Source organism: Aquabacterium sp. (assembly GCF_050725395.1).
Taxonomy (GTDB): Bacteria; Pseudomonadota; Gammaproteobacteria; order Burkholderiales; family Burkholderiaceae_C; genus Aquabacterium.
On record NZ_JBOHHL010000004.1, the window covers coordinates 130138 to 150167 of the forward strand.

Genomic DNA, 20030 nt, shown 5'->3' on the forward strand with positions numbered 1-20030 from the left:
TTGTGGGTCAGCCATTGATGTATTGGAACAGCGACAACTTCTGCACCATCGCGTAACTCTTCAACGCTGCATCGTAGCCGGTCTGCTGGTTCTGGAACTTGGAAATGGCCGAGACCATGTCCAGGTCCTCGGCATTGGAGCGTTCGGTCTCGGCGGCCAGCTTGGAGGCGCTGATGCGGCCTTCGATGCTGTCCATGCGGTTCAGGCTTTCGCCCACCGCCGAGCGCGCCGCGCTGACGTTGCCCAGGACGCTGTCCAGGTTGCTCAGGCCCTTGTTGACAGCCTGCATGATCTGACCAGTGTTCTGGTTGGTGGAGGTGAGCGAAGTGATGGCCGTGTCGAGGGCGTCGAACACGCTCAGGTCGTTGGTGGACTGGTTGAGGGTGAAGCTGTCGGTGTCGGCCGGCTGGCCGGTGATGGCGAAAGACATGCCGTCGATCACGATGGCCTTGCCGCTCTGGAAGGGCACGTTGTTCAGGCTGGTGCCACCGCCGTCCTTGGTGACGCTGTAGGTGGTGACGCCCGCGTTGACACTGAAGGTGACCGCGTATTGGGGGGGCGTGATGCTGGGGTCGGCGGGATAGGGCACATCGGCGGGCGTGGTGACCGAGCCGGCGGTGATCCAGCCCGTGCCGGTGTTGGTGCTGGCAGGGTTGGTTTCGTAGACACCATTGCCCGACTTGGCTTTCAACCAGGTCTGGTCGCCATCCACGGTGAGGTTCAGGGATTCGCTGGACGCGGCTTGCACTTGCCCGCCCTGGCCCACGAACTGCACGCCACTCGTGGTGTCCAGGAACGGTGGCGAGGCCGACCCTTGGCCGCCGAAGACAAAGCCGCCGCTGCCATCCGAGCGGTTCGCGATGGTCAGCATCTGGGCTCGGATGTCCTTGAGCTTGAGGGCCAGGGCCTGGCGTTCCTTGTCGGTGTAGCTGCCATTGCCGGCGGCGACCATGGATTCGCGGGCGGTCTGCAGCAGGCTGACCGCGTCGCCGATGGACGATTCGCTCAACTGCATGACATTGCGGCTGGCGTCCAGCGAGCGCTGGTTGGCGTCGTCGCGCGAGATGCTGGCCAGGGCACGTTCGGCGCGCGCGGCCGCGATGGGGTCGTCGCTGGCGGCGTTGACCTTCTTGCCCGAGGTCAATTGCATCTGCGATTGCGACATCTCGGTCTGGCGCTTTTGCAGGTTGTCGATCGAAGAGTCAAAGCTGTAGGCGGTGCTGATGCGCATGGCGAGGCTCCTTATCGGCTGATGCTGAGCAGCGTGTCGAACACGGACTGCGCGACCTGCAGGATCTTGGCGGCGGCCTGGTAACCCTGCTGGAACTGGATCAGCCGGGCGGCTTCCTCGTCGAGGTTGACGCCGGTCTTGTTGGTCAGCAGCTCTTGCGAGTTGGCGGCCAGGGTGGAAGAAATGGTGGCCGATGTCTTGGCATCCTGCACGCGGACGCCGATGCTGCCGATGACTTGCGAATAGGCGTTGGTGATGGTGGCGCCCGGCGCGGTGCTGCCCCCGCCCTGGTTGACGCGGCCCACGATGTCTTCATCGCGCAGCGCCAACAGGGACAGGGCATTGCCGTTGTTCGACGCAGGGTAGGTCGTGGGGGCCACCTTGATCGAGTCGCCGTCCCTGGGCACGCCGTTGAGTTTCAGTTCGAAGCCGTTGTAGGCGATGGCCTGGCCGGCCACCCACGTGCCGCTGGCCAGCACGCCACCGCTGGAATCCCGGATTTCGTACTGCTCGCCCGTGCCGGTGGTCGCGGCGGACGTGAACGCGACCGTGAGGGATTCGTAGGGCGTGGTCGGCGTGGCCACGACGTTGAGCGACGCCACGGTGGCGGTGCCGAGGTTGCCGGTGCCGATGGTGCCGTTGATGGGCGAGGCGGCGGCGATGCCGGTGGGCTTGTCCAGCACACGCTTCATGCTGAGCGCGGCCTGGCCCACGGGGCGCAGCACGAAGGTGTCGCCGCTGGCGATGGTGGCCGAATCAATGTTGATCTTCATGCCATCGACCACGTCGCCGTCCGCGACGGTGGTGGACGTGTTGTCGCTCAGGCGGGTCAGCTTGTAGGTGCCGGGCGTCATGGGGTCTTCCATGAGGCTGTAGTCGCTGGCCTGCAGCTCGCGCGCATCGACCACCGAAAGGCTGACGGGTGGGGTGGTCGTGGACGAGGTGTTCTTCTTGGAGGGCAGCACTTGCGGGCCACCCACGTCGAAGATCGGGGCGCCAGCGGAGGCGGGCGTGCCCAGGTCCAGGCCGAAGGATTGCTGCTGGTTGACGCGCCAGCTCAAGGCGGCGGCCATCTGGCCCAGCAGGTTGCGCGCGGCCGGGATGTCTTCGTTCTGCACCTTCAGCAGGCCGGCGAGGGTGCCGCCGGTCAGCAGGCTTTCGTCCAGGGTGTGCTGGTTGGTGCCCTGGCCGATGGTGATGCGGCCTTGCGTGGCGTCGTACTGGTCGGTGGCCACGCCCAGGGTCGAGGCCTGGTTGCTCAGCACCAGCTGCTGGCCGCCCCCGATGAACACGCTGACCGAGCCGTCGTCGGCGGGCACGGTGGAGACCTGGACCTTCTCGGACAGCTGCTTGACGAGCAGGTCGCGCTGGTCCAGCAGGTCGTTGGGATCGTGGCCCAGGCCCGTGACCGACGCGATCTTCTGGTTCATGTCGGCGATGCGCGAGGCGATCGAGTTGATCTCGGCCACGGTCGTCTTCATGTCGGCCAGGGTGCCGGCCTGCAGGTCGTTCAATTGCGTGCCAGCCGTGCTCATGCGGCTGGCCAGCTCGGTGGCCTTGGACAGCACCACTTGGCGCGCCGACAAGTCCTGCGGCTGGTTGGAGACGTCGACGAAGGCGTTCAGCATCTGGCCGGCGGCATAGCCGATGCCGGACTCGCCGGTGGACAACACCTTTTCGAGTTGCGTGAGCTTGTCGAGCCGCATCTGGTCGGCAGAGGCGACCGAAAGGTTGTTGTTGTAGTCGCGGGCCAGCAGGGAGTCGGAAGCGCGGGTGACCGTGTCGATCTTGACGCCGCGGCCATAGAAGCCTGCGCCCGTGTAGCGGCCGCCCTCGGTCGAGAGCTGCACTTCCTGGCGCGAGTAGCCCTCGGTGCTGGCGTTGCTGATGTTGTGGGCAATGGTGTCCAGCTTCGCCTGGTTGGCGAACATGGCCCGTGTGCCGAGCGTGAGCAGTCCTGAACCCATGGTGCTACTTCTCCATCAGTCGTTCAGGTCACCGAACGCTGCAGACGCAACGTGGTGTTGATGACCTTGGTGAGCTTGTCGGCATACGAAGGGTCGGTGGCGTAGCCAGCCTTCTGCAGGCCGCGTGCGAAGCCTTGCGCGGTGTCGGCCTGGGCCACGGTCTGGCTGTAGCGGGGGCTTTGGCTGAGCAGCTTGGCGTGGTCCTTGAAGGCGTCTTCGTAAGAGTCGTAGGCGCGGAACTTGGCGGTGACCTTGCGGGCCACGCCGCCGATGTACTCGGTGGTGGTGACCTCGGCCACTTTGCCCGTCCAGCTGCTGTTGGCCTTGATGCCGAACAGGTTGTGGCTGGACTCGCCATTGGCCATCTTGGGTTCGTGCCGGCCCCAGCCGGACTCCAGGGCCGCCTGGCCCAGGATGTGGTTGGCGGGGATGCCGGTGACGCTTTCGGCGGCCTTGGCCGCGGCCTGGTGTTCGCGCACGAACTTCTCGGTGTGGCTGAGTTTGCGGGTGCTGGCTTCAGCGGCACCGCCGGCTGCCGCAGACGGGGGCAGGGCGGCCTCTGCCGTCTTGCCGCTGTTCATCATCGGCAGCTTGCTCATCGTCAGGTCGCCCAGTCCCTTGAAAGGACTCGCGGGCGTGTCGGCCGAGGCATCGCCGTCGCCGCCACCCAATTGGCGCTGCAACTGCTTGATGATCATGTCGCTGATGCCGCCGGGCAGGCCGCTCATCTGCTGGGCGCGCTGGCTGTCCAGCATGCTGGTGCCCATCTCGGTGCCCGAGTTTTCCAGCATGCCGCTGTTCATGGTGGTGGCGCGCATGCTTTTCATGAGCTCTTGCATGAACAGGCTTTCCAGCTGTTTGGCCGTGTCCTTGATCGCGCTTTTCTGATCCTTGCCCGAGGCGTATTTCAGCTTGTCGAGAGAACGGGTGTCCAGGCTCAGGCTGGTGCCTGTGGAGGAGGGGGATGGTGTCAGGCTCATCAGATGACCTCCAGCTCGGCTTGGAGCGCGCCGGCCGCCTTCATGGCTTGCAGGATGGCCAGCAGGTCCTGCGGATTGGCACCCAGGGTGTTCAGCGCCTTGACCACGTCGGTCAGCTTGGTGCCGGCCGGCAGCTGGATCAGCGCACCGGGTTCCTGGTTGATCTTGATGTCGGCCTTCTCGCTGACCACGGTCTGGCCTTGCGACAGCGCGTTGGGCTGGCTGATGACCGGGGTGGAGCTGACGGTGACGGACAGGTTGCCGTGGGCGATGGCGCAGGGGCCGATGGTCACGGCCTGGTTGACCACCACCGAGCCGGTGCGGGCGTTGATGACGATGCGGGCGGCTGGCGTGGCGCGGTCGATGGACAGGTTTTCGATGTCGGCCATGAAAGCCACGCGCTCGCCGGGCTGGTTGGGCAGGCGCACTTGCACGGTGCGGCCGTCGATGGCCTCGGCGGTGCCGGGGCCCTTGGCCTTGTTGATGACGCCAGCGACGTCGCGGGCGGTGTTGAAATCGTCGGATTGCACGTCCAGCTGGACGACGCTGTTCTGCAGCCAGGGCGTGGGCACGCTGCGTTCGACGGTGGCGCCGTTGGGGATGCGGCCGGCGCTCAACTGGTTGACCTGGACCTTGGAGCCGCCCGCCGAAGCGCCGGCACCGCTGATCACCAGGCTGCCCTGGGCCAGGCCGTAGATCTGGCCGTCAGCACCTTTCAGGGGCGTGGTGACGAGGGTGCCGCCACGCAGGGATTTGGCATTGCCCAGCGAAGACACGGTCACGTCGATGGCCTGACCGGGTTGAGCGAAGGGAGGCAGGGTGGCGGTGACCAGCACGGCGGCCACGTTCTTGACCTGCATGGCCACGCCCGCGGGCACGGTGATGCCCATCTGCTGCAGCATGGAGTTCAGGCTTTGCGCCGTGAACGGTGTCTGGGTGGTCTGGTCGCCGGTGCCATCCAGGCCCACCACCAGGCCATAGCCCATCAACTGGTTGGAACGGACGCCCTGGACGCTGGCGATCTCTTTCAGGCGGGCTGCCTCGGCCTCGACAGGCCACCAGACGGCTGCGGATGCGGCCAGGAAAGCCAGGCTGATCAGCAGTTTGAGGAGTCGTTCTTGGGTGGTGTTCATGAGGCCGGATTCCGAGAAGGTTCGGCCTCATTTTGGTCTTCTTTAGATCGGCAGAATGCTCAAAAAGAAGTGTGCAAGCCAGCCTATTCCCTGGGCGTCGGCTTGGGCGCCGCGGCCTCGCTGTTCGATGCGGACGTTGGCCACCTGGGTGGACGCCACCGTGTTGCCCGGCTGGATGGTCGTGGGGTCGACCTGGCCCGAAAAACGCAACAATTCCACGTTTTTGTTCACGCCGATCTGTTTTTCGCCCGAGATGACCAGGTGCCCGTTGGGCAGCACCTCGATCACCGTGGCGGTGATGGTGCCGACGAAATTGTGGCTGCTTTCCGTGGTGCCCTTGCCGTCGAAGGTGTTCGACGAGGTGCCGCCCGCGCTCAAGCTCAGCTTGGCGAGCTGTTCGGCCTTCAGCAATGGAATGGCCGACACCGAGGCCGAGGTGGCGCCGGTTTTCTCGACGCTGCTGGTCGACTCCTGCTTGGCCGCGATTTTTTCGACGATCGTGACGTTCAGGATGTCGCCGACCATGCGGGCGCGGTAGGTTTCGTACAGGGGGCGGTAGCTGGCGTTCTGGAACAGCGAGCCATTGCCGACGGCGGCCACCGGCACCACGGCGGGGCGCGCCTGAGTGGGTTCGAGCACGTCGACCTTGGCGGTGGTGGGCATGACCGAACAGGCGCCCAGCAGGCCGCAGGCGGCGGCGATCAGCGCCAGAATGGCGCGGCGTTGAAGCATCTTCATCATGATCAGAGTTGTCCCAGGCGTTGCAGCATTTGGTCCGAGGTCTGGATGGCCTTGGAATTGAGCTCGTAAGCGCGTTGCGTCTGGATCATGGTGACGAGCTCTTCGACCACGTTGACGTTGGAGGTTTCCACGAAGCCCTGGGCCAGCAGGCCGGTGCTGTCCGTGCCGGGATTGGCGGTCTGTGGCGTGCCGGAGGCGGGCGTCTCGGTGTAGAGGTTTTCGCCGCGTGGCTCCAGGCCGGCCGGGTTGATGAAATTGGTCAGCTGGATCTGGCCCAAGGTCTGGGCGGTGTTCTGCCCCGAGATGGCGGCAGTGACCGTGCCATCGGCCCCGATGGTCACCGAGGTGGCGTTGGCCGGCACGGTGATGCCAGGCTGGATCTGGTAGCCATTGTTGGTCACCAACTGGCCCTGGTTGTTCAGCTGGAAGGAGCCGTCGCGGGTGTAGCCCGTGGTGCCGTCGGGCATGGTGACGGGGAAGAAGCCGTTGCCTTTGATGGCCACGTCCAGGTAGTTGGTGGTCTGCTGCAGGCTGCCCTGCGAGAACTGGCGCGAGGTGGCCACCGGGCGCACGCCCAGGCCGACCTGCAAGCCCGTGGGCAATTGCGTCTGCTCCGAGCTGTTGGCACCGCTCTGGCGCAGGTTCTGGTACATCAGGTCCTCGAACACCGCGTGCGAACGCTTGTAGCCGTTGGTGCCGCTGTTGGCCAGGTTGTGCGAGATGTGGTCCAGCTGGGTCTGCTGGGCTTCCATGCCCGATTTCGAAATCCAAAGTGATCGCATCATGGTGTTGCTCCTCGGGCCTTATCAGGCGCCGCCCAACAGTTGAGAGGCCGCTTTCTCGTTGCTCTCGGAAGTCTGGATCAACTTCATTTGAGCTTCGAATTGGCGGGCCGCCGCGATCATGCTGATCATGGTCTCGACGGGGTTGACGTTGGAGCCTTCCAGGGCTCCGTCCTGCACTCGGGCATTGGCGTCGGCGGGCAGGTCGCCGCCGTCGGGGTTGCGGAACAGTCCGTCCTCGCCCCGGGTGAGTTTGGTTTCAGGCGTGACCAGCTTGAGCTTGCCGATCGATGTGATCTTGCCGCTGGCTTCCTTCGCGCTGACCGTGCCGTCGGGCGCGATGCTGGCCTGGCTGTTCTGCGGGATGGTGATCGGGCCGCCGTCGCCCATCACGGGCAGGCCGCTCTGGGTCATCAGCACGCCTTCGTTGTTCACGGTGAGGGAGCCGAAGCGCGTGTAGGCCTCGGTGCCGTCCAGCGCGCTCACGCCCAGCATGGCCTTGCCTTGCAGGGCCACGTCCAGCGGCCGGCCGGTGGTCGTGATGGCCCCTTGCGAATCGTCGTAGCCCACCGTGGTTTCCAGCGAGTAGACGCGCGTGGTGGCCCCATCGCCACGCACGGGCACGGCACGGATGGCTTGCAGCTCGGCCCGAAAGCCGGTGGTGCTGACGTTGGCCAGGTTGTTGGCCAACACCTCCTGCCGCTGCATGTCCATCTTGGCGCCGGCCATGCCGACATAAATCATCCGATCCATGGTGTGCTCCGCTTACTGCTGGATTCCGCCTGCATCAACGCAGGTTCACCAGAGTCTGCAAGACCTGGTCTTCGGTCTTGATGGTCTGCGCGTTGGCCTGGTACATGCGCTGCGCCACCATCATGTTGACCAGCTCGCCGGTCAGGTCCACGTTGGATTCTTCGAGCGCGCCCGATTGCAGCAGGCCCAGGTTGCCGGTGCCCGGGGCGCCCGTGACGGGGGCATTCGAGGCGTAAGTGGCGGCCCATTCGTTGTTGCCTTGCGGTTGCAGGCCTTGCGGGTTGCGGAAGCTGGCGGTCACCAGCTGGCCGGCTGGCTTGGATTGGCCGTTGGAATAACGCGCCAGGATCACGCCGGTGCTGTCCACCGTGATGCTGGACAGGTCACCAGGCGCATAGCCGGTTTGCGACAGGTTGGTCACGGCGAAGTTGCCGCCGTATTCCGTGGCCTTGGACAAGTCCATGGTCACGCCGCTGATGACTTCCGTTTGCGCGATGGGGGGAACGCTGCTGGCGTTGGTCACGTTGACCTTGGGGATGTCGGGCAGGGTGAAGCTGCCGGTCGACGAGGTGGCGACCGGGTTGCCGCTGGCGTCATACGTGGTGATGGTGCCCGGGTCGCCTTCGGCCGGGCTGCCATTGGCCAGGTCGGCCGGGGTGCCGCCCGAGGTCGGGAAGGTGAGCGTGGCGGCCTTGGCGGGCGCGCCCGCGCCATCGGTCTGGATGGACGTGCCATTGGCGGTCACGTACATGTCCCACTGGTTGTCGCCGACCTTTTGGAAGTAGTAGGCCATGCCGACCGATTGGCCCTTCACGTCGTACATGGTCTGCGACGTCGTGAAGTTGTAGGTGGTGTTGTCGGTGAAGTCGATGCCCACGCTCTTGATCGAGTCGGTCGACTTGAAGTTCATTTCAATGGCCGTCTTGTCGGTCTGCTTGGGGGCAATGCCGCCCGTGGTCAGCTGGATGGGCACCAGGTCGCTGGTGTTGGTGATGTTGCCCGTCAGGTCGGCCTGGTAGCCCAGCAGCTTGTGGCTGGCATTGTTGACGATGAAGCCGTCGCGGTCGATCTTGAACTGGCCGTTGCGGGTGAAGAAGGTCTGGTTGCGGCCGTCCTGCACCTGGAAGAAGCCATTGCCGTTGATGGCCAGGTCCATGGGGTTGTCGGTGGTGCTGATGTTGCCCTGCGTGAACTGCTGGGCCACGGCCGCCACGGTGGCGCCGATGCCGACGCTGCTGCTGCCCGAGCCGTTCAGGGCGGCGGCGTACATGTCGGAGAACTCGGCGCGCGAGGCCTTGGCCCCGAAGGTGCTGGTGTTGGCCACGTTGTTGCCAATCACCTCCAGATTGCGAGCCGATACGTTCAGACCGGAGAGACCTTGTTGGAAGCCCATGGTGATGTCCTTTGCGAGGGTACTGCTGGAAAGATTTAAACGACGACTTTGATCTTGCTGTAAGCCGTGGTGCCGCTGTTGCGCAGCTCCAGGTTCAAGGTGCCGTTGCTGTTGCTGATGGCGTCGACCTGGTCGTTCATCAGAGAGGTGTTGCCGACATTGGTGCTGCCGTTTTTGGCCGAGACCTTGAAAGTCAGTCCCTCACTGGACATGGTGCTGGGCACCGTCCACTGGAAACTGTGCAGGCCAGCGGTCTGCGAACCCTGGCTGATGGTGTCGACCACCTTGCCCGCCGCGTTGATCACATCGATGTTGACGGTGGCGGCGCTGCCACTCAAGTCGAAGGCGCCCGCGGCCACGGTGCTGGTGGTGCCGTCATCCGCCTTGACCGTGCCGGCGACCAGCTGGTTGCCTTCGATCAGCACCTGGTGGCCCACCAGGCTGGCGCCCTGCAGCACCTGCATCTGGCTGAAGCCGTCGGTCACGCCACCCATGGTGGTGTTGAGCTTCTCGATCCCGGTCACCGTGCTGATCTGGGCCATCTGGCTGGTGACCTGCGCGTTGTCCATCGGGTTCAGGGGATCCTGGTTCTGCATCTGCGTGACCAGCAGCTTCAGGAAGCGGTCGGAGGCCTCCGTCGTCTTGTCGCTGGCGGCGGCCGTGGTGCCGTTGATCTTGTCGAGAACGGAGTTGCCGGTTGACGATACTGAGCTCATGTCATGTCCTTAGGTAAATCAGGTGCCTTGACCGAGCTGCAGCGTCTTCATCAGCAGGCTCTTGGCGGTGTTCATCACTTCGATGTTGTTCTGGTAAGAACGCGAGGCAGAGATCATGTTGACCATCTCTTCCACGGCGTTCACATTGCTGTAGGTCACGTAGCCTTCGGCGTCGGCTTGCGGGTGCTTGGGGTCGAGCACCTTGCGGCCAGGGGTGTTGTCTTCGGTGATGTTGGTGACGGTGACGCCGGCCGTGCCCACCTCGTTGCCCATGGGCGTGGTGCTGAACACCACCTGCCGGGCCTTGTAGGGTGAGCGGTCGGGGCCGGCCACGGTGTCGGCGTTGGCCAGGTTGGAGGCCACCACGTTGAGGCGCTGGGCCTGCGCGCTGACCGCGCTGCCCGAGACGTTGAAAATGCTGAACATCGACATGGTGGTTTACTCCTTCTTCACTGGCCGGTGATGGCTGTGTTGAGCGTCTTGACCTGGCTGTTGATGAAGCGCAGGGTGGCTTCATACCGAACCGTGTTGTCGGCGAAGGTGGCGCGCTCGCGGTCCATGTCGACGGTGTTGCTGTCCAGGTTGGTCTGGGCGGGGGTGGCATAGTTCATGTCGGTCGCTTCCTTGCTGCCGGCGGGGGCGCCACCGCGGCCCAGGTGGCCTGCGCTGGCCGTGGCCAGCTGCAGCTTGGCGGGCGACAAGGATGACGCACCCGACGAGGCCTGTCCCGTGGCATTGCGCAGCGCGCTGGCGAAATCGAAGTCCCGCGCCTGGTAGCCCGGGGTGTCGGCATTCGCGATGTTGCTGGCGATCAGGCGCTGGCGTTCGGAACGCAGTGCCAGGGCATCAGCTTGAAAATTAAGGGTGTCGGTCAATCGGTTCAACATGGCAAGCCCTCCGGCCTGTGGATGCTTTGCCGACAAAACGGGATTCGGCGCAGCTTGTAGGGGATGGTGAACTTCTGGCGCCAAAACATGAGCCGGAATAAGCAGCCTTTCGGGCCTCATTTCGGACTTCTCCACCAGACCAGCCTCCGTACAGTGGCAGGCATGGAAACGAACCTGCTCAACCACCGCAAGAACAGCGACACGGCCTCCGCGCCGGGCTTGCTGCATGACCTGGGGTTCGAGCCTTTTCAGGTGTGGGCGGCGCTGCTGAGCGCCCTTGTGTGGCTATTGCTGTGCGGCGGCGCCGTGCTGTTCTCGCCCTCGGCGCATGCCCAGCAACAGGTTTCGTCGGCCGGTGATTCAGGCGTGCTGCAGGCCTACGTGCAAACGCTGTTGCACGACCAGGCCTTGCCGCAGCCCCATGATTCGAAGAGCAGCTCGCCCTGGCGCGTCGAGGTGGTGCTGGGCCAATTGGACCCCCGCCTCAAGCTGGCGCCCTGCGACAAGGTCAAGGCCTATGTGCCCAACGGCATGCGCCTGTGGGGCAACACCCGTGTCGGGCTGCGTTGCGAACAAGGTGCGGTGCGCTGGAATGTGTTCTGGCCGGTGTCGGTGAAGGTGTGGGGCCAGGCCCTGGTCGCCGCCAACGCCCTGCGTCCTGGCGCCTCCTTGTCCATGGAAGATTTGCGCATGGCCGAAGTCGATCTGGCCTCCCATGCCTCGCCCGCGGTGCTGCGCGCCCAGGATGTCATCGGACGCACGCTGGTTCGCCAACTGCAACCCGGTCAAAGCCTGCGCCAGGAAGACGTGAAAGCCCGCCGTTGGTTCGCCGCTGGCGAGATGGTGCGTCTGACGGTCAAGGGCAGTGGATTTTCAGTCGGCGCCGAGGGCACGGCCCTCACCGCCGGCGATGAAGGTCAGTGCGCCAAGGTCCGGCTCGACGGTGGCCGGGTCGTTTGCGGCGATCCCGTGGGATCGCGGCAAGTGGAGATCACGTTGTGAAATCGGGGCCAATTTCAGCTTCACCCCCCAGGAATGCGGGGGTTTTGGCCTTTGGCGTTAAAGTCGGTGGCGAGCGGGTCGATATCCCCAATGTGGCCACTCGGTGGTACACGCCGAGAGCAAGGAGTTCATCATGAAGATCGGAAACCCATCAGACAAGTCCGTCAACGGCGCAGGCAGCACCAAGACGGAAGCCCCTGGCAGCACCAAGACGACCGGTAAAACGGCCAGCCTGGACGGCGGCGTCAATGAAAGCGCCAAGGTCACGCTGTCCAACACTGCCGCGAACCTCTTATCGGGCGCCGACCCCACCTTCGATGCCAACAAAGTCTCGAAGGTGAAGCAGTCGATCGACGACGGTTCCTACAAGGTGGACCCGGAAGCCATCGCCGACAAGCTGATCGCCAATTCGCGCGAACTGCTTGAGCGTCAGCACTGATCCAGTGCCTTGACATGGCTGCCGTTCTGTCGCCCGTGCTGGACCTGACCCCTCACATTGCCGCCATCGAGGCGCAATTGGGGGGGCTGGACGCCGCCTTGCTGGCACAGGACGCCCAGGCCATCGAGTCCTGTTCGCAAGATTTGCACCGGGCCCTGGCCGATGCCCTGGCGGCATTCCGCCATGCGGGGCCGGACGCCATGACGCCCAAGTTGCGTCAGCAGTTGCTCCTTGCGCAGGCGCGCGTCATGGGGCAGCAATCGACCGTGCGCAAAGCCGCCATGTCGATCGAGCGTACGCTGGGCATGCTGTTGCCCCAGGAGGCCTCGTCGACCTACTCGGCGCTGGCGCCCAGGTCCGGCCAGATGGCCGTGAACGCCTACCGCGCTTGACCGCGGTTTTTGCTTTTCAGGCTGTCAGGCGTCTTCCGCCAGGCCTTCCACCATGATCTGAACGCGTTGGCGTCCCTGGTACTCGTCCAGGCTGATGCGGAATGCCATGTGCGCTTTGTCCGGCAAAGGTTCGGTGCGGCCGAACCAAATGCCGTCGCGCACTTGGCCCTGCACGCGCAGGCTCAGCTTCATGTGGCGCGTGCCGACCAGGCGCTGGCCCAGCACTTCCACCGCATCGCTGAAGACCGGGGCATCGAAGCCCGGGCCCCACACCGCCTGGTCCAGCGCCGAGGCGGTTTCCGGCGTGAACCATTGGGTGTCGAGCGGGCCGTCGGTGCTGAGCTGCCGGGCCAGCAGGCTCGCGTCCAGGCCTTCGTGGGCCACCAGCATCAGGGCCTGCTCGAAGGTGTCGAAGTCTTCTTCGGCGATGGTGCAACCGGCCGCCATGGCGTGGCCGCCGAATTTCCGCAGCAAACCAGGGTGGCGCTTGCTGACCAGGTCGAGCGCGTCGCGCAGGTGGAAGCCGGGGATGGAGCGGCCCGAGCCCTTGAGCAGGCCGTCCTGGCCCAGCGCGAAGACGAAGGTGGGGCGGTGCTGGCGGTCTTTCAGGCGCGAGGCGACGATGCCGACCACGCCTTCATGGAATTCCGGGTCGAAGATGGCGATGGCCGGGGGCGGCTCGTCCTCCGACAGCAGCGATTCCAAGAGCGATTCGGCCTGTTCGCGCATGCCGGTTTCCAGTTCGCGGCGTTCGCGGTTGATGGCGTCCAGTTGCTGGGCCAGTTCTTGCGCGCGGCCCACGTCGTCGGTCAGCAGGCATTCGATGCCCAAACCCATTTCGGCCAGGCGGCCAGCGGCGTTCACGCGGGGGCCCAGGGCGAAGCCGAAGTCCTGGCTGCTGGCCTTGCTCGGGTCGCGGCCGGCGGCGGCGAACAGGGCGGCGATGCCGGGCTGCATGCGGCCCGAGCGGATGCGCTTGAGGCCCAGGCTGACCAGGCGACGGTTGTTGGCGTCCAGCCGGCCCACGTCGGCGATGGTGCCCAGGGCGACCAGGTCGAGCAGGCTGTCGATGCGGGGCTGGTTGGCGGCGTCGAAGGCGCCGCGCTGGCGAAGCTCGGCCCGCAAGGCCAGCAGCACGTAGAACATCACGCCCACGCCCACCAGCGCCTTGCTGGGGAAGGGACAGTCGGGCTGGTTCGGGTTCACGATCACGTCGGCCTTCGGCAGGCTGAATTGGCCATGGGCATCGACCACGGGCAAGTGGTGGTCGGTGATGACGACCTGCAGTCCCAAGGCGTGGGCTCGGTCGACGGCCTCGTGGCTGGCCATGCCGTTGTCCACGGTCATCAGCACCTTGGCGCGTTTGGCGTGCACCAACTCGACGATGGGTGGGGTCAGGCCATAGCCATGCACGGCGCGGTCGGGGACCACGAAGCTGACTTGGTCGGACCGGGCCCCCAGCATCTTCAGGCCACGCAGGCCCACGGCGCAGGCGGTCGCGCCATCGCAATCGTAGTCGGCCACGATGCAGATGGGGTGGTTTTGCCCGATGGCGTCGGCCAGCAGGCGGGCGGCGCCCAAGGCGCCCTTCAGCTCACCGGGGGGCAGGAGTTTGGCGGGGGCGTCGTCCAGTTCATCGGCATGGCGAACGCCGCGCGAGGCGAACAGGCGCGCCAGCAGCGGGTGCACACCGGCTTGTTCCAGGGCCCAGGTGCTGCGGGGAGGGACTTCTCGGGCGGTGATTTTCATGGGGCAGGCGGCGCCAATTCAAAGCGAAATGAGTAGTTTTGACGGCTGAAGGTGACTTTTGCCACGTCCTACCAGTTTTTTGGCGACCGTTAACAGGTTTTGGCCCAAGGAGGGCCGAGGGGCGTTTGCGAGGGTGACGGCGCTGCGCTCGCCGCACAAGGTCAGGTGCACAGATTGGCCCGCCTCGATGGCGGCACACAGGGGTTGGAACACTTGGGTGTCCAACGCCTGCCAGGTGCCGATCCAGTCGGCCAAGTTGCTGGCGAGCAGAGGAGCGCGCAAGTCGTTCAGCAGGCGGGTGCCCGGTGGCAGGGACGCAGGCGATGGGTTAGGCAAAGGTCCGGTGCCGCTCAGCCAGAAGGAATTGACCGTCAATTGGCCGCTGGCGGTGCGCGCTTCGTTGAGCGGGTGCTGGTACATCAGCATCTGCACCTCGTTTTGCAGGCGCTTGATCAGGCGGGCCTGTGGGTGATCTGGCATCCACACATCGGGATTGCGGCCAATGACCCGGTCGAGCGAGGCCGTGGGCAGGCTCGCCAGCGAAGGGTGGGCGGCGTACCAGCGCGTGGGCCTGTCGTAAACCAGCGTCCAGCCTTCTTCTTCGAACCAGGGGCGCAGCGTTGCCAGCAGGGTGCGCGAATCCGCCTCGCTCAAGTGCAGTTCATCGGGGTCGAGCAAGGTCAGGCTTTCGCGGCCCATCAGCCAGTGGCAGGGGGTGAGCAAGCCCCAGGACTGGGCTTCGGTGGTGATGCCACTGCCCTGCGCCTGCCAGGCGGCCCACGGCCAGGTGCCGTCGGCCAGGCCGTGCCAGCCCAGGGATTGGGCCAGCACGCGCTCGTGGGGCATGGACAGGGCGTATTCGTCACCTTCCAGGCGGCCAGCGGGGGCCAGTTTCCGCAAAAGCTGGTGCAGGTGGGGAAACCGGGCGGCGTCGTCCAGGCGGGGCAGGGCCTGTTGGCAGGGTTCGGACAGGCTGGCCGCGAAAGGCAGGACCAGGTGCTGGTCGGGAACGGTGGCGGGATTCGGGGCAGCGGGCATCCCGGCATTATCAAGTGAGTACACTTCGCGCACCATGAACCTTCCCTATGAATGGCGAGTTGGTTGGCGCTACACCCGCGCCGGCCGAGGTGCCCGCCGCAATGGCTTTATTTCCTTCATCTCCTTCGTGTCCGTGCTGGGCATCGCCTTGGGGGTGGCGGCACTCATCATCGTGCTGTCGGTGATGAACGGTTTCCAGAAAGAGGTGCGCGACCGCATGCTTTCGGTCATCGCGCACGTCGAGGTCTACGACGCCCATGGCGGTGCGCTGGAAGATTGGCGGGCCTTGGCCGCCAAGGCCCGCCAGAATCCCCAGGTGATCGGCGCGGCGCCTTTCGTGCCGGCCCAGGCCCTGATCGCGCGGGGCGAGAACATGCGCGGCACCATGGTTCGCGGGATCGTGCCCGACGAAGAAGCCTCGGTGACGCCGCTGGCCGCGCAGATGAAATCCACCATGCAGCTCTTGAAGCCAGGCACCTGGGGCGTGGTGATCGGCGCCGAACTGGCCAACAGCATGGACGTGCGTGTGGGCGATCCCATCACCCTGGTGGCGCCCAGCGGGCAGGTCACGCCAGCCGGCGTGGTGCCGCGCATCAAGCAGGTGGTGGTGGTGGGCACCTTCAGCGCCGGACACTATGAATACGACAACGGCCTGGTGCTGATGCACGCCGACGATGCCGCCAAGCTGTTCCGCACGGGTGGCCTGACGGCCTTGCAGCTCAAACTGACGGATGCCCAGCAAGCCCGCACGGTGGCGGGTGAACTGGCCGTGTCGCTGGGCCGCGATGTGGTCGTGAACGACTGGACGCGCACCAACCGCAACTGGTTCGACGCCGTGCAGGTCGAGAAGCGCATGATGTTCATCATCCTGGCCATGATCGTGGCCGTGGCGGCTTTCAACCTGGTGTCGACCTTGGTGATGACGGTGACCGACAAGCGCGCCGACATCGCCATCCTGCGCACCCTGGGCGCCACGCCGGGGTCCATCATGGGCATCTTCATGGTGCAAGGCGCGCTCTCGGGCATCCTGGGCACGCTGGCGGGCCTGGCGCTGGGCATGCTGGTGGCCTTCAACGTGGGGGCCATCGTCGAGTTCATCGAGCACCTGCTGGGCGTGCACTTCCTGCCCGGCAGCATCTACCTCATCAGCCGCATGCCCAGCGATCCCCAGGCCGCCGACATCGTGCCCATCGCGTTGATCTCGCTGGTGCTGTCGTTCCTGGCCACCCTCTATCCCAGCTGGCGTGCCAGCCGTGTGCAGCCCGCCGAGGCCTTGCGTTATGAATGAGATTTTGCAGGCCCAGGGCCTGACCAAGCGCTTCACCGAAGGTCCGCTGGACGTGACCGTGCTGCAGGGCGTGGACCTGACGATCTCGAAGGGCGAGATCCTGTCCATCGTCGGGGCCTCGGGGTCGGGCAAGAGCACGCTGCTGCACCTGCTGGGCGGACTGGAAGCGCCGACCTCGGGTCGCGTGCAGTTGATGGGCCGCGATTTTTCGCAGCTCAACGCTGCCGAACAAGGCGGCTGGCGCAACCAGCACCTGGGCTTCATCTACCAGTTTCACCATTTGCTGCCCGAGTTCTCGGCCATCGACAACGTGGCCATGCCCTTGTTGATCCGCCGCCTGTCGGTGCCCGAAGCGCGCAAGCAGGCCCTGGCCATGCTGACGCGGGTTGGCCTGTCGCTGCGGGCCGAGCACCGACCGTCGGAACTGTCGGGCGGCGAGCGCCAGCGCGTGGCCGTGGCGCGTGCCTTGGTCAGCCAGCCGGCGTGCGTGCTGGCCGATGAACCCACCGGCAACCTCGATCGGGGCACCGCCGATGGCGTGTTCGACTTGATGCTGCAGGTGGCCAAGGAACAAGGCACGGCTTTCGTCATGGTCACCCATGACGACAGCCTGGCCCACCGTTGCGACCGATACCTGCGATTGGTGCAGGGCCGTTTGGCCGATTGACGCCGCTGTCATCCCTTCACCTTTCAAAGGTTCCGCATGTCCGATTCCAAACGCTCCGTTCTGGAGCCTGCCCGTTTGCCTTGGTTGATCGCCGCGGTTTGGCTGGGGGTGTTCACCTTGCTGCGCCTGGGCTTGGTGTTGGGCGTGGGTTTGTCCCTGGTGCCCTTGGGTTTGTGGCCGGGCATCTTCCTCAAAGGGTTGATGTTCGACCTCGCCGTGATCGCCCTGGCCATTGCGCCGGTGTTTTTGTACGAAGCCATCGTGCCCAACGCCTGGCGTGCGAAGGGCTGGCACCGTGTGCTGCGCACAGTGTGGTTCTGGTTCGCGGCGCTGGTGATGTTGTTCGGCGCAGCCGCCGAGATCACCTTTTGGGTCGAGTTCTCGACGCGCTTCAATTTCATCGCGGTGGACTACCTGATCTACACGCAGGAAGTGATCGGCAACATCCGCCAGTCTTATCCGGTGCCGGCCATCGTCCTCGGCCTGGCCTCGCTGGCGGCCTTGCTGACGTTCTTCCTGCGGGTGCCCTTGAAGCGCACCACCGAAACCACCTTGTCGGGGCGGCAACGCCTGGCCCTGCTGGCCGCCGCGATCATCTTCCCCGCGGCCAGTCTGGCCTTGACGAACGTGGATCAGATGCAGGGCCTGGGCAATGCCTACGCCGATGAGCTGTCGGGCAATGGCCTGTTCACGCTGGCTGCGGCCATGCGCCGCAACGAGTTGGACTACGACAAGTTCTACCGCACCATGCCGCAGGAACAGGCCGACCTCATCCTCAAGAAGCTGGACGTGGAGCGCCAGCCCCTGAGCGAGGCGATCCACCCACCACCGGGCGAAGACAACGCCGACGACCCCTTGCCCTTCAAGCGCCGGCCTCGCAACGTGGTGCTCATCTCGGTGGAGAGCCTGTCGGCCTCCTTCATGGACACCTACGGCTCGACCAAGCACCTCACGCCTCGGCTGGATGCCATGGCGCGCGAGGGCATGGTGTTCTCGCACCTGTACGCCACGGGCACGCGCACCGTGCGCGGCCTGGAATCGTTGTCGCTGGGCACGCCGCCCGTGCCAGGCCAGGCCATCGTGCGCCGGCCCAACAACGAGCACCTGGCCACCCTGGGCGAGATCCTCAAGCCCCAGAACGTCGAGTCGTACTTCTTCTACGGCGGCTACGGTTACTTCGACAACATGAACGCCTACTTCGACGCCAATGGCTACAAGGTGATCGACCGCACCGACATCCCCAAGCAGTCCGTGGTGTTCGAGAACGTGTGGGGCGTGGCCGATGAGGTGCTGTTCAGCCACGCCGTCAAGACGCTGACGGCCGAGGCCAAGGCCGACAAGCCATTCTTCGCCCACATCATGACCACGTCCAACCATCGGCCCTACACCTACCCGGATGGCCGCATCGACATCAAGTCACCGGGGGGGCGCGATGGCGCGGTCAAGTACACCGACTACGCCATCGGCAAGTTCATCGACGATGCGCGCGGCCAGCCCTGGTTCAAGGACACCCTGTTCATCATCATCGCCGACCACTGCGCCTCGGTGGCGGGCAAGAGCAAGCTGCCGGTCGATGGCTACCACATCCCCCTGATCTTCTACGCGCCCGACTTCGTGCCGCCGAGTGTCTACAAGGAAGTGGTGAGCCAGCTGGACCTGGCCCCGACCATCGTCGAGATGATGGGCAAGAGCGGCGACGACCACTTCTTCGGGCGCCCCTTCTTCGAGCCGGACCAGAACCCCAACCGCGCCTTCATCAGCAACTACCAAGAGCTGGGCTACCTGCGCAACGACGTGCTGACCGTGCTGCTGCCGCGCCGCAAGGTGCTGGCCTACAAGGTCGACCCCACGACGCTGGCCACCACGCCCACCGAGGTCAACGAAACCCTGATGAACGAGGCGATCGCCTATTACCAGACGGCATCGCGGGCTTTCAAGCAGGGCGCCTTGCAGATGGAGAAACCCGTCACACACTAGCGTCATGTGGATCGACACCCATTGCCACCTCGACGCCCCTGAATTCGACGCCGACCGCCCGGCCGTGATCGAGCGGGCGCGCCAGGCCGGCGTGGGCATGATCGTGGTGCCGGCCGTGATGCCGTCCGCCTTCGAGGCCGCGCGCCAGGCCGCGCTTCAATGCGGCGGCACTTATGCGCTGGGCATCCACCCCTTGTTCGTGAAAGCGTCTGGCGACGACGCGATCGGGCTTCTCCGGGACGCGCTGCAACAGCACCGCGACGACCCCCGCCTGGTGGCCATTGGCGAGATCGGCCAGGACCATTTCGTCGACAGCCTGAAGGACCCCGCCAGCAATGCCCTGCAAGACCGCGTCTACGCGGCGCAACTGGCCTTGGCGGTCGAATTCGACCTGCCGGTGATCGTGCACGTGCGCCGCAGCGCCGACGACGTGCTCAAGCACCTGCGCCGCCTGAAGCAGCAAGGCAAGGCCGTGCCCCGTGGCATCGCCCACGCCTTCAATGGCAGCGAGCAGCAGGCCCAGGCCTTCATCGACCTGGGTTTCAAACTGGGCTTTGGTGGCGCCATGACCTTCGACCGCGCCTTGCAGATCCGCCGCCTGGCCGCCGAGGTACCGGCGGACGCCATCGTGCTGGAAACCGACGCGCCCGACATCCCGCCGCACTGGCTCTACGTGCCAGAAAAAGACCGCCCCCAAGGCCGCAGCAGCCGAAACGAACCGGCCGAATTGCCCCGCATCGCGCAGACCCTGGCCGAATTGCGCGGCTGGTCGATCGAGCAGACCCGCGATATCACCCAGGCCAATGCTCGCCAGGCTTTGCCGCGCCTGCAAGCACTGATCCCCGCCTGAGCGGACAATAGCGGCTTTTCCCTGACCCGGGCCCACGCCCGCCTC

At 65.2% G+C, this 20030-nt stretch carries 20 protein-coding genes; 7 read left to right on the forward strand and 13 right to left on the reverse strand.

Annotation, left to right across the window (positions count from 1 at the left end):
* Nucleotides 1-7: 7 nt before the first annotated feature.
* From flgL to flgB, 11 genes are read right to left on the reverse strand one after another with little or no spacing between them, the layout of a single operon-like run.
* Nucleotides 8-1231, reverse strand: coding sequence for a flagellar hook-associated protein FlgL (flgL, locus tag ACREB4_RS04280; RefSeq protein WP_431586954.1), 1224 nt, complete (start codon nt 1229-1231; stop codon nt 8-10).
* An 11-nt stretch (nt 1232-1242) separates the two neighbouring features.
* Nucleotides 1243-3198, reverse strand: coding sequence for a flagellar hook-associated protein FlgK (gene flgK / locus ACREB4_RS04285; protein WP_431586955.1), 1956 nt, complete (start codon nt 3196-3198; stop codon nt 1243-1245).
* 23 nt (nt 3199-3221) lie between these two features.
* Complete coding sequence (flgJ, locus tag ACREB4_RS04290; protein ID WP_431586956.1) at nt 3222-4178, reverse strand: flagellar assembly peptidoglycan hydrolase FlgJ; 957 nt, start codon at nt 4176-4178, stop codon at nt 3222-3224.
* Nucleotides 4178-5311 (reverse strand): flagellar basal body P-ring protein FlgI, encoded by a 1134-nt coding sequence (locus ACREB4_RS04295; protein ID WP_431586957.1) that lies wholly within the window; start codon nt 5309-5311, stop codon nt 4178-4180. The genes flgJ and ACREB4_RS04295 overlap by 1 nt, the downstream gene beginning before the upstream one ends.
* A gap of 42 nt (nt 5312-5353) precedes the next feature.
* Nucleotides 5354-6052 (reverse strand): flagellar basal body L-ring protein FlgH, encoded by a 699-nt coding sequence (locus ACREB4_RS04300; protein WP_431586958.1) that lies wholly within the window; start codon nt 6050-6052, stop codon nt 5354-5356.
* Nucleotides 6053-6054: 2 nt separating this feature from the next.
* On the reverse strand, nt 6055-6837 hold the full coding sequence (flgG, locus tag ACREB4_RS04305; protein WP_431586959.1) for a flagellar basal-body rod protein FlgG: 783 nt from the start codon (nt 6835-6837) through the stop codon (nt 6055-6057).
* A gap of 21 nt (nt 6838-6858) precedes the next feature.
* Entirely contained in the window at nt 6859-7587 is a 729-nt protein-coding gene (gene flgF / locus ACREB4_RS04310) for a flagellar basal-body rod protein FlgF (RefSeq protein WP_431586960.1), read from the reverse strand.
* 34 nt (nt 7588-7621) lie between these two features.
* Entirely contained in the window at nt 7622-8980 is a 1359-nt protein-coding gene (gene flgE, locus ACREB4_RS04315) for a flagellar hook protein FlgE (RefSeq protein WP_431586961.1), read from the reverse strand.
* A gap of 35 nt (nt 8981-9015) precedes the next feature.
* Nucleotides 9016-9696 (reverse strand): flagellar hook assembly protein FlgD, encoded by a 681-nt coding sequence (locus ACREB4_RS04320; RefSeq protein ID WP_431586962.1) that lies wholly within the window; start codon nt 9694-9696, stop codon nt 9016-9018.
* Nucleotides 9697-9714: 18 nt separating this feature from the next.
* Nucleotides 9715-10128 (reverse strand): flagellar basal body rod protein FlgC, encoded by a 414-nt coding sequence (gene flgC / locus ACREB4_RS04325; RefSeq protein ID WP_431586963.1) that lies wholly within the window; start codon nt 10126-10128, stop codon nt 9715-9717.
* 17 nt (nt 10129-10145) lie between these two features.
* Nucleotides 10146-10583, reverse strand: a complete 438-nt coding sequence (flgB, locus tag ACREB4_RS04330; RefSeq protein WP_230179220.1) for a flagellar basal body rod protein FlgB — start codon at nt 10581-10583, stop codon at nt 10146-10148.
* A 162-nt stretch (nt 10584-10745) separates the two neighbouring features.
* Here flgB and flgA point away from each other — a divergent pair, with 162 nt between their 5' ends.
* The 3 genes from flgA to ACREB4_RS04345 all read left to right on the forward strand — a co-directional run bounded on the left by flgA (nt 10746) and on the right by ACREB4_RS04345 (nt 12416).
* Entirely contained in the window at nt 10746-11585 is an 840-nt protein-coding gene (gene flgA / locus ACREB4_RS04335) for a flagellar basal body P-ring formation chaperone FlgA (RefSeq protein ID WP_431586964.1), read from the forward strand.
* Between the two features lie 133 nt (nt 11586-11718).
* A complete protein-coding gene (gene flgM, locus ACREB4_RS04340) occupies nt 11719-12024 on the forward strand; it encodes a flagellar biosynthesis anti-sigma factor FlgM (protein ID WP_431586965.1) in 306 nt (101 codons plus the stop codon).
* Nucleotides 12025-12038: 14 nt separating this feature from the next.
* On the forward strand, nt 12039-12416 hold the full coding sequence (locus tag ACREB4_RS04345; protein ID WP_431586966.1) for a hypothetical protein: 378 nt from the start codon (nt 12039-12041) through the stop codon (nt 12414-12416).
* Nucleotides 12417-12440: 24 nt separating this feature from the next.
* On the opposite strand, the gene recJ is transcribed toward ACREB4_RS04345, so the two are convergent.
* Both recJ and ACREB4_RS04355 read right to left on the reverse strand, forming a co-directional pair.
* On the reverse strand, nt 12441-14165 hold the full coding sequence (gene recJ / locus ACREB4_RS04350) for a single-stranded-DNA-specific exonuclease RecJ (protein WP_431586967.1): 1725 nt from the start codon (nt 14163-14165) through the stop codon (nt 12441-12443).
* An 18-nt stretch (nt 14166-14183) separates the two neighbouring features.
* A complete protein-coding gene (locus tag ACREB4_RS04355) occupies nt 14184-15203 on the reverse strand; it encodes a hypothetical protein (RefSeq protein WP_431586968.1) in 1020 nt (339 codons plus the stop codon).
* Between the two features lie 34 nt (nt 15204-15237).
* Between ACREB4_RS04355 and ACREB4_RS04360 the strand changes: the two genes are divergently transcribed.
* The 4 genes from ACREB4_RS04360 to ACREB4_RS04375 are packed head-to-tail and all read left to right on the forward strand — an operon-like array spanning nt 15238 to nt 19985.
* Nucleotides 15238-16491, forward strand: a complete 1254-nt coding sequence (locus ACREB4_RS04360; protein ID WP_431586969.1) for a lipoprotein-releasing ABC transporter permease subunit — start codon at nt 15238-15240, stop codon at nt 16489-16491.
* On the forward strand, nt 16484-17158 hold the full coding sequence (lolD, locus tag ACREB4_RS04365) for a lipoprotein-releasing ABC transporter ATP-binding protein LolD (RefSeq protein WP_431586970.1): 675 nt from the start codon (nt 16484-16486) through the stop codon (nt 17156-17158). Before ACREB4_RS04360 ends, lolD begins: the two co-directional genes overlap by 8 nt.
* 36 nt (nt 17159-17194) lie before the next feature.
* Entirely contained in the window at nt 17195-19135 is a 1941-nt protein-coding gene (locus tag ACREB4_RS04370) for an LTA synthase family protein (protein WP_431586971.1), read from the forward strand.
* Nucleotides 19136-19139: 4 nt separating this feature from the next.
* The gene (locus ACREB4_RS04375) at nt 19140-19985 is read left to right on the forward strand and encodes a TatD family hydrolase (RefSeq protein ID WP_431586972.1); all 846 of its coding nucleotides are present in this window, start codon (nt 19140-19142) and stop codon (nt 19983-19985) included.
* Nucleotides 19986-20030 lie beyond the last annotated feature (45 nt).

What these genes read in the sequence shown, in the direction of transcription:
- flgL (WP_431586954.1), bottom strand. Translation starts at nt 1,231, where the DNA reads ATGCGCATCAGCACCGCCTACAGCTTTGACTCTTCGATCGACAACCTG.
- flgK (WP_431586955.1), bottom strand. Translation starts at nt 3,198, where the DNA reads ATGGGTTCAGGACTGCTCACGCTCGGCACACGGGCCATGTTCGCCAAC.
- flgJ (WP_431586956.1), bottom strand. Translation starts at nt 4,178, where the DNA reads ATGAGCCTGACACCATCCCCCTCCTCCACAGGCACCAGCCTGAGCCTG.
- ACREB4_RS04295 (WP_431586957.1), bottom strand. Translation starts at nt 5,311, where the DNA reads ATGAACACCACCCAAGAACGACTCCTCAAACTGCTGATCAGCCTGGCT.
- ACREB4_RS04300 (WP_431586958.1), bottom strand. Translation starts at nt 6,052, where the DNA reads ATGATGAAGATGCTTCAACGCCGCGCCATTCTGGCGCTGATCGCCGCC.
- flgG (WP_431586959.1), bottom strand. Translation starts at nt 6,837, where the DNA reads ATGATGCGATCACTTTGGATTTCGAAATCGGGCATGGAAGCCCAGCAG.
- flgF (WP_431586960.1), bottom strand. Translation starts at nt 7,587, where the DNA reads ATGGATCGGATGATTTATGTCGGCATGGCCGGCGCCAAGATGGACATG.
- flgE (WP_431586961.1), bottom strand. Translation starts at nt 8,980, where the DNA reads ATGGGCTTCCAACAAGGTCTCTCCGGTCTGAACGTATCGGCTCGCAAT.
- ACREB4_RS04320 (WP_431586962.1), bottom strand. Translation starts at nt 9,696, where the DNA reads ATGAGCTCAGTATCGTCAACCGGCAACTCCGTTCTCGACAAGATCAAC.
- flgC (WP_431586963.1), bottom strand. Translation starts at nt 10,128, where the DNA reads ATGTCGATGTTCAGCATTTTCAACGTCTCGGGCAGCGCGGTCAGCGCG.
- flgB (WP_230179220.1), bottom strand. Translation starts at nt 10,583, where the DNA reads ATGTTGAACCGATTGACCGACACCCTTAATTTTCAAGCTGATGCCCTG.
- flgA (WP_431586964.1), top strand. Translation starts at nt 10,746, where the DNA reads ATGGAAACGAACCTGCTCAACCACCGCAAGAACAGCGACACGGCCTCC.
- flgM (WP_431586965.1), top strand. Translation starts at nt 11,719, where the DNA reads ATGAAGATCGGAAACCCATCAGACAAGTCCGTCAACGGCGCAGGCAGC.
- ACREB4_RS04345 (WP_431586966.1), top strand. Translation starts at nt 12,039, where the DNA reads ATGGCTGCCGTTCTGTCGCCCGTGCTGGACCTGACCCCTCACATTGCC.
- recJ (WP_431586967.1), bottom strand. Translation starts at nt 14,165, where the DNA reads ATGAAAATCACCGCCCGAGAAGTCCCTCCCCGCAGCACCTGGGCCCTG.
- ACREB4_RS04355 (WP_431586968.1), bottom strand. Translation starts at nt 15,203, where the DNA reads ATGCCCGCTGCCCCGAATCCCGCCACCGTTCCCGACCAGCACCTGGTC.
- ACREB4_RS04360 (WP_431586969.1), top strand. Translation starts at nt 15,238, where the DNA reads ATGAACCTTCCCTATGAATGGCGAGTTGGTTGGCGCTACACCCGCGCC.
- lolD (WP_431586970.1), top strand. Translation starts at nt 16,484, where the DNA reads ATGAATGAGATTTTGCAGGCCCAGGGCCTGACCAAGCGCTTCACCGAA.
- ACREB4_RS04370 (WP_431586971.1), top strand. Translation starts at nt 17,195, where the DNA reads ATGTCCGATTCCAAACGCTCCGTTCTGGAGCCTGCCCGTTTGCCTTGG.
- ACREB4_RS04375 (WP_431586972.1), top strand. Translation starts at nt 19,140, where the DNA reads ATGTGGATCGACACCCATTGCCACCTCGACGCCCCTGAATTCGACGCC.